This window comes from Lacticaseibacillus pantheris DSM 15945 = JCM 12539 = NBRC 106106 (assembly GCF_001591865.1).
In the GTDB taxonomy this organism is placed as follows: Bacteria; Bacillota; Bacilli; order Lactobacillales; family Lactobacillaceae; genus Lacticaseibacillus; species Lacticaseibacillus pantheris.
This window is the reverse complement of record NZ_BCVS01000013.1, coordinates 1-9,351: the sequence shown is the minus strand read 5'-3', so window position 1 is coordinate 9,351 and position 9,351 is coordinate 1. Positions and strand designations below refer to the sequence as shown.

Here is a 9,351-nt window from a genome sequence, read left to right as displayed (position 1 = left end):
GCGGGGCCAAATGAGAATACCGCACTTGGATTCTTGTTTGGTTCTGCTTATGTGGCGGCTTTTGCGGGGCGCAGCTCGACTATGAAAACAGAGCGGAGCAGGGCGTTCAGAAACTGGAGTGTAACTCGCTGGGGACATTAAAAATGCCACCCACCTGGATGGCATTAATCACAAAACACTTATTGATCCTAGCTTCTTAGTCCCATGCAGTACAGTTGCTGTCAATCTACTAGATAATTCTTCCAAGCAACCATAATACTAGCCACAAAATTAAACCCGACCACATTGGATCCAAGCGCGGAAATGCCCTTTGAATGGCACCCAGAGCGGGATCAATGATGCGGCTTAGCCAACCAAAGGCGGCACTACGAGTGGCACCCGGAATCCAAGTCATAATACAGTAAATGAGGAAGGCCAGTCCGTAAAGGTACAGCAGGTAACTAATAAAGTTGAGTAATAAATACAATAATTGTCCCTCCGTTTTTGCCTACAAGACATATCTTACCGTGCTAATCGCCACACGTGTTTACCTAAAACGAGCCAATAGACGTACGTCAATGCAACCGCAAAGACACCCGCGACCAGCATCGCCCGCCAGGCATTGTTACTAGTGAATACCTGGACCCAAGTCCAAACCGTAAAACCAGCCGCCATCACGCCCAGAACTACGTAGGCCCCCAGCGCCACTCGACCAATTTGACCGGCAGATTGTCCCCGCCGACGACGATTAGCCGTCGTAATCAAACTGACAAGTTCTACAACCAGGACCACGTCAACAATATACATCCACACAGGATTAACCCCCATTATTGACCACTTAAAACGTGGTTTCAGTAAACATATTATAAACCTTTTTAATTCTTAACCAAGTTGGCTAACACCGTCAAGTTCTGCCATCCATCAATCAGATGTAAGCGTCACGGTATTACTCCTCTTTATACAGAAAAGCCAGATGGTCGGCGGAAATACCCGTCTAACACCATCTGGCTTTGCTTTAGTTGGTAATAGTTGTTACTGCTCGGTGTACCACGTGTAGTGGAAAGTACCCTCCCGGTCAGTACGGTTGTACGTGTGGGCGCCAAAGTAGTCACGCTGAGCCTGCGTCAAGTTAGCTGGCAGTACCGCAGAACGATAGCTATCGTAGTAGCTAATGGCTGCAGAGAAGCCAGGTACGGGAACCCCAGCCTTGACTGCGAGGCCCACGAGGTCACGGACGGATTCCTGGTAGTTGCGCGCAATGTCTTTGAAGTAGTCGTCGAACAACAGGTTCTTCAGTTCGGCGTCCTTGTCGTAGGCATCCATGATGTTCTGCAAGAACTGGGCGCGTATAATGCAACCAGCACGCCAGATCTTCGCCAGGTCGCCGTACTGCAAGTTCCAGTCGTAATGTTCACTAGCAACCCGCATCTGTTCGAAGCCCTGAGCGTAACTCATCAGTTTGCTAAAGTATAGCGCCTTACGAATCATCTCAATGGTTGCAGCTTTGTCAATCTTAACGTTGCCTACTGGCTGAGGCAGTACCTTGCTGGCAGCCACACGCTCGTCCTTCATGGCACTGATGTAACGGGCATAAACCGATTCAGTAATCACGCTCTGCGGTACACCAAGTTCAAGGGCGGATTGGGAACTCCACTTACCCGTACCCTTGTTGCCGGCCTCATCCAGAATCAAGTCAACAATTGGCTTGTCAGAACCCAGGTCGTCTTTGCGGGTCAAAATCTCGGCGGTAATGTCGATCAGGTATGAGCTCAGTTCGCCTTCGCTCCATTCCTTGAACACGCCGGCGATTTCATCAACGGACATGCCTACTAGGTTACGCATCACGTTGTAACTCTCGGCGATTAATTCCATGTCCCCGTATTCAATCCCGTTGTGCACCATCTTAACGTAGTGTCCGGCACCGTTAGGCCCGATGTACGTTACACATGGCTGGCCGTCTTCAGCCTTAGCGGCAATCTGGTTCAAAATTGGCGCAACCAAATCGTACGCTTCCTTCTGACCACCTGGCATCAATGAAGGTCCTTCGAGGGCACCCAGTTCACCACCGGAAACGCCCATCCCGATAAAGTTAATGCCTGACTTGTCCAGTTCGGCGTTACGGCGCATCGTGTCGCCAAAGAAGGTGTTACCGCCATCAATCAACACGTCGCCTTTGTCCAGCAATGGTAACAATTCGCCAATAACGGCGTCAGTCGGCTTGCCGGCCTTCACCATCATGATAATGCGCCGTGGCTTTTCCAAAGAAGCCACAAAGTCCTCAACGGTGTAACTTGGTACCAGTTGCTTGTCGGGATGGTCGTCCACAACCTTCTTGGTCTTAGAACCAGTACGGTTGTATATTGCCACCGTGTTACCGCGACTCTCAATGTTGAGTGCGAGGTTCTTTCCCATTACGGCCATACCAACAACGCCAATTTGTGGTGTATCCATAGTTTTCGCTTACCTCCTAAGGTAGTCCGTCCGCAGACGGTGCAAACATTCTTACCCTATCGTATCAGAATCACGACCGATTGCAACGGGACAGCTTTACTTTTTGTTAGCGTCGTCATCATCGTCGTCAAACATATCGGCGAGTCCCGCAAAGGGGTTCCGGCGCTCCTTTTCCGCGTCTTGCTGCGCGCGGAATTGCTCGTCCGTAATGAGCCCCCAACCATCGCCACTCGGCAATGATGTGGCCTGCTGTTCCTCTTCCGTCAGTACGCGGGTGGGAATTGCCAGCAAGATGTTATCCGCCACGCCAGGCAGTAGGTCAAGGTGGTCGGTGTTCAACGGTAATAACAGCTCGTCTTCTTCATACTGATCGGCATGGGCGGGGTCAGTCAGGTAGACTTCATCGTAGGTAAACTGCAGCGGGACCAACACTGGGGTCAAACTCCGCGTAGAGGGTAAAGTGACCGCGGTATTGATGGTGACGTTGACGGCAAAGTCGCCGCGGCTATAGAAAACGTAACCCTCTACCCGCACGGGCTGCAGGTCCAGAATATCTTTGTTCCGCGCCTGCAAATCCTTTTTGAGATCCACCTCTTCTTCGAAAGCAAAGGGTTCATCCCGGTATTGCGTTAAGGTGCTAGTCGACCAATTAAGCATCATTTAAGTCCTCCATGATGGGCACGCGCCCGTAATTCTGCTCGTGTCCTGTAATCGTTGTTATCAGAGCATCCGCACGGCCAATCAGTCCGAACGGGCCGTCTGGTTCCAGCATGTCCCGGCTCACCCGACTCACTAGTGGTAACGTGACGTGCTTCTTGACTTGTTGCAGGTACGCCCGCCCAGCGTCGGTGAACCCCAGTACGTGGGTCACACGCTGATGACGGGCCCGGATGACGTCACCGCGCCGCATATTCAGCGTAACCGCTAGGGCCAACCGCCGCAACCGCGCGTACGTATACCGCTTAGACTTAACCACCCGCAAAAAGTCAGCAAAATCATTTGCGTCGCCCACCGCAGCCTGGAAACGGTGCTCTAGGCCTTCCGCCATTTGCTCGATAACCGTGAGCTCTGCGGGAGCGGCCGTTTGTAGCCGGTATCTGAGTAGGGGCCAAAGTTGCTGCCAAGATGTCGTCCGCACTGCTCCCAGCGCAGCTAGTGTGCTTGCGGGCACCAAAGCATCAATCCCTACCCCCTGCCGTATCCGGCTACGCACAGCACTGGCACTGGCCATCGTGCCACTAGGGCCGAGGTCAGGATCATCATGATCCACGCCTTGCCGACCGAACGGTATTAACCGGAGCGGCCGACTCAATTCTAGGTTAGCCAACGCGTAGCTTAATCCCAGCATCTGGTTAGGCGCGGTCACCTCGCTACCCGTTTCGTGATTGATTGCGGCGGCTAGCTGACTCGCGTAGGTCTGTCGGTAGTCGGTGAATTCGTCACGCTGTTCGCCCAACAAGCTTTGCACATTCCGGGCCAACGCCATGTAGTCCAACTCGGGGCCTTCCGTTCCAAACGCCAGACTAGTAACACCCAGCGAATCAAGTTGCGCCAACGCGCCACTCGCAAACTGACTACCCGATTGCACCGCATCGTAGACGGGCAGCTCCACCACCAAATCGGCTCCCGCAGCCAAAGCCATGCGGGTCCGCGTCCATTTATCGACGATAGCTGGTTCACCACGTTGCACAAAGTTGCCGCTCATCACGACCACCACCACGTCCGCGCGCGCAAGCCGACGCGCAGCCTGAAGCGCGTAAACGTGACCATTATGGAGCGGATTAAATTCAGCAACCATCCCCACTGCGTGCATCCTATACCCCCGTAATACCATAATTCAAAGGTTTTAAAACCGGCTAATCGGACGTCTTCACGGCAGAAAAGAACCAACGCTTGCTTTCTGGCGTGACTTCCTGTCGGCCAAAGTCAGCCGTAACCTGAATGTCATCAAACCCAGCGGCGGTCAGGGACGCCACAAAATCCGCGACCGGATACGTCCGCTCCTTATGCGTTTCAATAAACGGCTTGTACGCATCCAGATCTTCTTGATAAACAAAAAAGGTCAGGTCATGTTCTACCGAATGTTCAACCTCGCCTGCGTAACTATGCCACATGAACGCGTAATCCTCAGTCTGGTAATTGTACATGTAACCAGGGAAAACGTCGTCCATCTGGTGCAGTGAGTGAGCATCAAACATAAACCGCCCACCAGGCTTGAGAACGTGGGCTACCTGCTTGAACGTGGTTTGAACATCCCCAAGGTTGGGCATGTAGCAGATGGAATCGTCAAAGCAGGTCACAACGTCATACGGCCCAATATCACCGAGGTAGCGCATATCTGCCTGAATAATGGGTAATTCTACCCCCGCAGCGTCCATTTTGGGGCCCGCCAACGTCAGCATGTCTTCACTTAAATCAGACAGGGTCACATCGTATCCCGCCTGAGCCAGCGCAACGGCCAACGTGCCGCTACCACCAGCCAGCTCCAAAAGTTGCTGGTTAGCGGGAGTCACCCGTGACTGAACGTAATCTAACCAATCCGCATACAGTGTATCGTCCATCAAGTGATCGTACACCTGCGCAAAACTGGTATAAATCATTCAGCCGCCATCCATTCCTGCACGTCCACTAACGGTGCATCCTGCCAGAATTGTTCTAGGTTATACTGCTGCCGTTCTTCTGGCGTAAATACGTGAATCACCACGTCGCCGAAGTCCATCAGGATCCACTTTGAACCCTTCCGCCCCTCGATGCTACGGACATGGACGTCGTTAGCAGCCAACTGGTCCTCAATGCTGTCAACGATTGCCATTACCTGACGTTCGCTGTTACCAGTCACAATTAAGAAATAATCAGCCAACAAGCTGACCTTACTCATATCCAACGCCACGATATCCTCGCCGCGCTTGTCGTCAGCAGCTTTCACTGCGGTTGCCAAAATTGCCTTACTGTCTGTCATCTGTTCTCCTTATTCACTAATGCGTTAAAAGTTTTCAGCGTTTTGGGGTAAACCAACTGTTGCCGGTTAATCAGAAACGTTAACGTTCCCTGCAATTCGGCAATCGTTGCCTTACTCAGACTAGTTTGAGCCAAGCCCCGCGCCCGTACCTGTGCTGGTAGGTGCCGTAACGGTTCAATATAATCGGCCACAAACGTTGTCATATCTAATTCAGTCATGTGGGGATCACCAGTCGTGTGCCGCTCAATTGCCTGGAGCACCAACTCGTCGTCAATCCCCAGCTCCCGCTTGATAAAGTACGTGCCCACCACACCGTGCCAGATTCCCCGGTTGTAGCGCAGTAATTTGGGGTTATACCCGTGAGTTTTAATGACCCGTTCATACTCGGCCACCGGCACCTGCTTCGCGTAGTCATGTAGCAGTCCGGCCAGCCCCGCGCGGTCAACATCTAGCCCAAAGCAGACCGCTAATTGCCGGGCCGTTGCCTCGACCCGCACGCAGTGGTCAAACCGCGGCTGATTCAGGCGTCCGTGCATGCGTTCAATCATCTCAGCGCGGGACAATCCGTGCGTTAAGGAATCTGGGTAGTTAATCATGGTCAAGATACAACCCCTCCTTACGGATATAAGAATCAACACAGTCCGGAACTAGGTAACGAATGCTCCGTCCGTGGGCAACCCGGTGACGGATAGCCGTTGATGTAATATCCAATAGCGGTGCATCCACCCAAAGAACGGGAAACTTGCTGGCTGGTGGGTATCCGGGACGCTTGACCCCCACAAACTGCACCATTTGTGCTAACTGCTCAATGTTCTTCCAGGTAGGCAGATAGTTGACCATATCAGCACCAATGATGAAGTAATAATCCGTATCGGGGTGCTGTTCGCGCAGGTACCGCATGGTGTCGTACGTATAACTAACGCCACCACGCTCAATTTCGCACAACTCCAACCCAAACAAAGGGTTATCGTGAATGGCGGCTTGGAGCATCTCCACCCGATACTTAGCGTCAATCGCAGTTTTCGCATCCGCGTGGGGCGGTGTGGCATCAGGCATAAAGTACACCTTTTCCAGGCCTAACTGGTTACCAACCTGATCGGCCATTACGAGGTGCCCCGTGTGCACGGGGTTGAAGGTGCCGCCAAAGAGGCCCACCTGCTTACGGTGATTATCCCCCAGCACTTTGGCCCGAACCTGCGCAACCACATCAGCACTAATAACTGGTTGCGTTAATTTTACTGATTGTGTCCGTGCCGTCATATTTAGCGCCCCAGTTCGTCAACCTGTTCTGACAGGTGTCGGTTATCAGCATTTGCCGCCACTTTGTACACTACGACCATCCGGCCGATTGTCTGCGCAATTTCAAGTCCAGGTAGCGCCTGCTGCAAGTACGCGCCAACCTCCTTAGGCCCGTAGTCGGACGTTTGTAACAAACTGACTTTAACCAGCTCCCGTGACTCAACGGCGTCCGCCACCGACTGCACCAAGTGGTCAGATAATCCGTTTTTGCCCACGTTGACCAAAGGCTTCATGGTCATCGCACGGCTACGCAAAAAATGTTTCTGTTTTCCTGTTAGCATTATTGTCGCTACTCCCTTATTCCGTTCTGTCGTCAAATCAGTGCTGGCCGTAGCAATACGTCAACACCCTCAGGCGCGTATCCGGCGACGGTTACACCGGCCGGAACGGTAATCCACCCTAATCCGGCAAACACCAAGTCTGAATCCTCCTTGGGCGTAAACTCGGTGCGCACCAACGGCGGAAAATCGGCCAGATCGTCTGGGCGCGGTGGCTGCAGAAGAGCCCCACGCTGACGGGTATCAAAGTCATCAGCGTTCTCCAGCTTGGTGCGGTGGATCAGCAACTGATTATCCACGTACGCGGTAAACCCGCTCCGGTGTCCACGCACAAAGTCGAAGCGCGCTAGTCCCGCCAAAAAGAGGGTCTGTCCCGACTCCAGCTGGTAGGTCTTGGGACGAATTTCCTTCGTGGGGGCCACTAACTTCAAGTCCTTATCACTCAGATAGTGCGCCATCTGGTGCCGGTGAATAATCCCCGGAGTGTCGACCAAACCGTGACCATCATCCAGAGCAATACGAATGCGGTCCAAAGTTGTACCGGGAAAACGGGATGTAGTGATCAGGTCCTGCACCCCACTAGTTTGCTTGATGATGCCGTTAATTAGCGTTGACTTCCCGGTGTTTGTCACGCCCACAAAGTAGACGTCCCGGTCGCCGCGGTACCGGTCGATAACGGTCAATAACCGCTCGATGTCCGCCGGCTTCTTTGCACTCATCAGCACCGTTGAGACTGGGCGTAATCCCTGATTGTGTGCCTGACTTTCCAGCCAATTACGCACCCGGCCCCGCTTAATGGACCGCGGCATGACGTCAGCTTTATTACCCACCAATACCACCGGATTGTCGCCAACAAATCGGTGTAATCCGGGAATAACGCTACCGTTGAAATCGAAAATATCGACGACGTTGACAATCAGCGCGTTCTCCTCACCGATTGTGTTCAGTAAGCGCAAGAAATCGTCGTCCGTTAACTCAACGGGCTGGATTTCATTGTAGTGACGTAACCTAAAACAACGCTGACAGTAAACCTCAGCGTCCTCGTCAGTGACTTTAGCTAACCGTGCAGCTGGTAAATAGCCTGCTGCCTGCGGATTAGTTGTTTGCAACGCTGCACCACAACCGATGCAGTAAAGTGTTTCCGTGTTACCTACGGGCATCAATATCCTCCTTGTACTCTAAGCGTCCTCGTAGACGCATCCCCATCATGATAAATCGCTCAAAGAAGCGGTTAATGCGCGTATTCCACTGGTCAGTTTGCACCAGGGGCCGGACCAACACCGTACGAACGCGGGCTAAATTACCCGCAATCATATCGGTCAGAATCTGGTCGCCCACCATAATGCACTCTTCTGGTCGTAATTTTAATCGGCTCATCGCCTTATTAATCCCTACCGGTAGCGGCTTGAGCGCCCGCGCTTGGTGCGGCAAGTCTAACCGCCTGAGGGCATGACTAATACGTTGTTCATTGTTATTCGACACTACCATGACGATAATGCCCGCCGCCTGCATGGCCGCCAGCCAGTCACGCAACTGTGGGGTCCCATCAGGGTTATCCCAGGCAATCAGCGTGTTATCTAGGTCAGTCAGTACGGCTTTGATACCCTGGCTTTTCAAAGTTGTCGGCTTAATGGTGTAGATTGCACCCACCAGCCAGGTTGGGGTCAATAATGACAAAATTTACTCTCCTCGTCTATATCTACAAATATCACTTCATTATACCCAAAAACGGGGCTTAGTGATACCCAAAAACGGGGCTTAGTGCGAACTGGAGCGATATTCAAATACCAGTGTCAGGCGCCGAGCCCGAATGTCCAGTTTTCGTTAAGAATGGTCCCGGTTTGAAGTCCTGTTTGGTGGGAGTGCCGTAGGGGGTGCTGTGACTTTGTGGACCGCTCCACGGTTACCGTTGCAGGTGGCTGGTCGTACTGGCGTAGTGGCTCCGGTTGAGCGGCTGGTGCCTGCGACCGGTGCTGTGAGCCTCACGCTCTCGCCCTTGCAGGGCTACCGCGAATTGCCGTAGCCCGAGCAAAGCCCGCTCGGTCTAGCCAATTTGATTCTGTATGTCGGCTACGCCTCCTACAGAACTGCGGGCATGCAACCGCCGCGAGGACCAGCCGCTCAACCTCCACCACCACGCCAGCACGCCCAACTGTAGATGTTGATCTTTATGATAACGAAGGAGCTTAGAACCCTAATTGAACTGGTAGAACAGCCCCAAGTGAAGCTGTAGTGCATATTCGCGTGATTACTGGAATTTATTCCAGTACGAGTTAGGTCGGGTAACATTGGTATAGGATCAGTATCATGAGATTAGAGACCGCGAACTATCGGGAACCCGCGGGTGGAGTTTGGGGTGTAGGTGTCGTGCCCGGAGACGTGGTT

At 52.8% G+C, this 9,351-nt stretch carries 12 protein-coding genes; all 12 read right to left on the bottom strand.

Annotated elements, in window-relative coordinates; genetic code table 11:
- Positions 1–229: 229 nt before the first annotated feature.
- The 12 genes from LPA02S_RS02770 to LPA02S_RS02715 all read right to left on the bottom strand — a co-directional run bounded on the left by LPA02S_RS02770 (position 230) and on the right by LPA02S_RS02715 (position 8,643).
- Positions 230–466: a YggT family protein gene (locus tag LPA02S_RS02770; RefSeq protein ID WP_054651748.1), complete on the bottom strand. Its 237-nt coding sequence runs from the start codon at positions 464–466 to the stop codon at positions 230–232.
- A gap of 35 nt (positions 467–501) precedes the next feature.
- Positions 502–792: a hypothetical protein gene (locus tag LPA02S_RS02765; RefSeq protein ID WP_054651746.1), complete on the bottom strand. Its 291-nt coding sequence runs from the start codon at positions 790–792 to the stop codon at positions 502–504.
- 219 nt (positions 793–1,011) lie between these two features.
- Positions 1,012–2,430, bottom strand: a complete 1,419-nt coding sequence (gene gnd / locus LPA02S_RS02760; RefSeq protein ID WP_054651744.1) for an NADP-dependent phosphogluconate dehydrogenase — start codon at positions 2,428–2,430, stop codon at positions 1,012–1,014.
- A gap of 96 nt (positions 2,431–2,526) precedes the next feature.
- Positions 2,527–3,090 (bottom strand): YceD family protein, encoded by a 564-nt coding sequence (locus LPA02S_RS02755; RefSeq protein WP_082405524.1) that lies wholly within the window; start codon positions 3,088–3,090, stop codon positions 2,527–2,529.
- Positions 3,080–4,243, bottom strand: coding sequence for a nucleotidyltransferase (locus tag LPA02S_RS02750; protein ID WP_054651740.1), 1,164 nt, complete (start codon positions 4,241–4,243; stop codon positions 3,080–3,082). The genes LPA02S_RS02755 and LPA02S_RS02750 overlap by 11 nt, the downstream gene beginning before the upstream one ends.
- 43 nt (positions 4,244–4,286) lie before the next feature.
- Positions 4,287–5,030, bottom strand: a complete 744-nt coding sequence (locus LPA02S_RS02745) for a class I SAM-dependent DNA methyltransferase (protein ID WP_056956452.1) — start codon at positions 5,028–5,030, stop codon at positions 4,287–4,289.
- Entirely contained in the window at positions 5,027–5,389 is a 363-nt protein-coding gene (gene rsfS, locus LPA02S_RS02740) for a ribosome silencing factor (protein ID WP_054651738.1), read from the bottom strand. Before rsfS ends, LPA02S_RS02745 begins: the two co-directional genes overlap by 4 nt.
- Positions 5,386–5,991, bottom strand: coding sequence for a bis(5'-nucleosyl)-tetraphosphatase (symmetrical) YqeK (gene yqeK, locus LPA02S_RS02735; RefSeq protein WP_054651736.1), 606 nt, complete (start codon positions 5,989–5,991; stop codon positions 5,386–5,388). The genes rsfS and yqeK overlap by 4 nt, the downstream gene beginning before the upstream one ends.
- Complete coding sequence (locus LPA02S_RS02730; protein ID WP_056956453.1) at positions 5,978–6,649, bottom strand: nicotinate-nucleotide adenylyltransferase; 672 nt, start codon at positions 6,647–6,649, stop codon at positions 5,978–5,980. Before LPA02S_RS02730 ends, yqeK begins: the two co-directional genes overlap by 14 nt.
- Positions 6,650–6,651: 2 nt before the next feature.
- On the bottom strand, positions 6,652–6,969 hold the full coding sequence (locus LPA02S_RS02725; RefSeq protein ID WP_056956454.1) for a YhbY family RNA-binding protein: 318 nt from the start codon (positions 6,967–6,969) through the stop codon (positions 6,652–6,654).
- 32 nt (positions 6,970–7,001) lie between these two features.
- Entirely contained in the window at positions 7,002–8,126 is a 1,125-nt protein-coding gene (gene yqeH / locus LPA02S_RS02720; RefSeq protein ID WP_054651734.1) for a ribosome biogenesis GTPase YqeH, read from the bottom strand.
- Complete coding sequence (locus tag LPA02S_RS02715) at positions 8,113–8,643, bottom strand: YqeG family HAD IIIA-type phosphatase (protein ID WP_056956455.1); 531 nt, start codon at positions 8,641–8,643, stop codon at positions 8,113–8,115. The genes yqeH and LPA02S_RS02715 overlap by 14 nt, the downstream gene beginning before the upstream one ends.
- Positions 8,644–9,351 lie beyond the last annotated feature (708 nt).

Bases quoted from the DNA above. Each gene is read 5' to 3' on its own strand.
- gnd (WP_054651744.1), bottom strand. From the start codon at position 2,430: ATGGATACACCACAAATTGGCGTTGTTGGTATGGCCGTAATGGGAAAG.
- LPA02S_RS02755 (WP_082405524.1), bottom strand. From the start codon at position 3,090: ATGATGCTTAATTGGTCGACTAGCACCTTAACGCAATACCGGGATGAA.
- LPA02S_RS02750 (WP_054651740.1), bottom strand. From the start codon at position 4,243: ATGCACGCAGTGGGGATGGTTGCTGAATTTAATCCGCTCCATAATGGT.
- LPA02S_RS02745 (WP_056956452.1), bottom strand. From the start codon at position 5,030: ATGATTTATACCAGTTTTGCGCAGGTGTACGATCACTTGATGGACGAT.
- rsfS (WP_054651738.1), bottom strand. From the start codon at position 5,389: ATGACAGACAGTAAGGCAATTTTGGCAACCGCAGTGAAAGCTGCTGAC.
- LPA02S_RS02730 (WP_056956453.1), bottom strand. From the start codon at position 6,649: ATGACGGCACGGACACAATCAGTAAAATTAACGCAACCAGTTATTAGT.
- LPA02S_RS02725 (WP_056956454.1), bottom strand. From the start codon at position 6,969: ATGCTAACAGGAAAACAGAAACATTTTTTGCGTAGCCGTGCGATGACC.
- yqeH (WP_054651734.1), bottom strand. From the start codon at position 8,126: ATGCCCGTAGGTAACACGGAAACACTTTACTGCATCGGTTGTGGTGCA.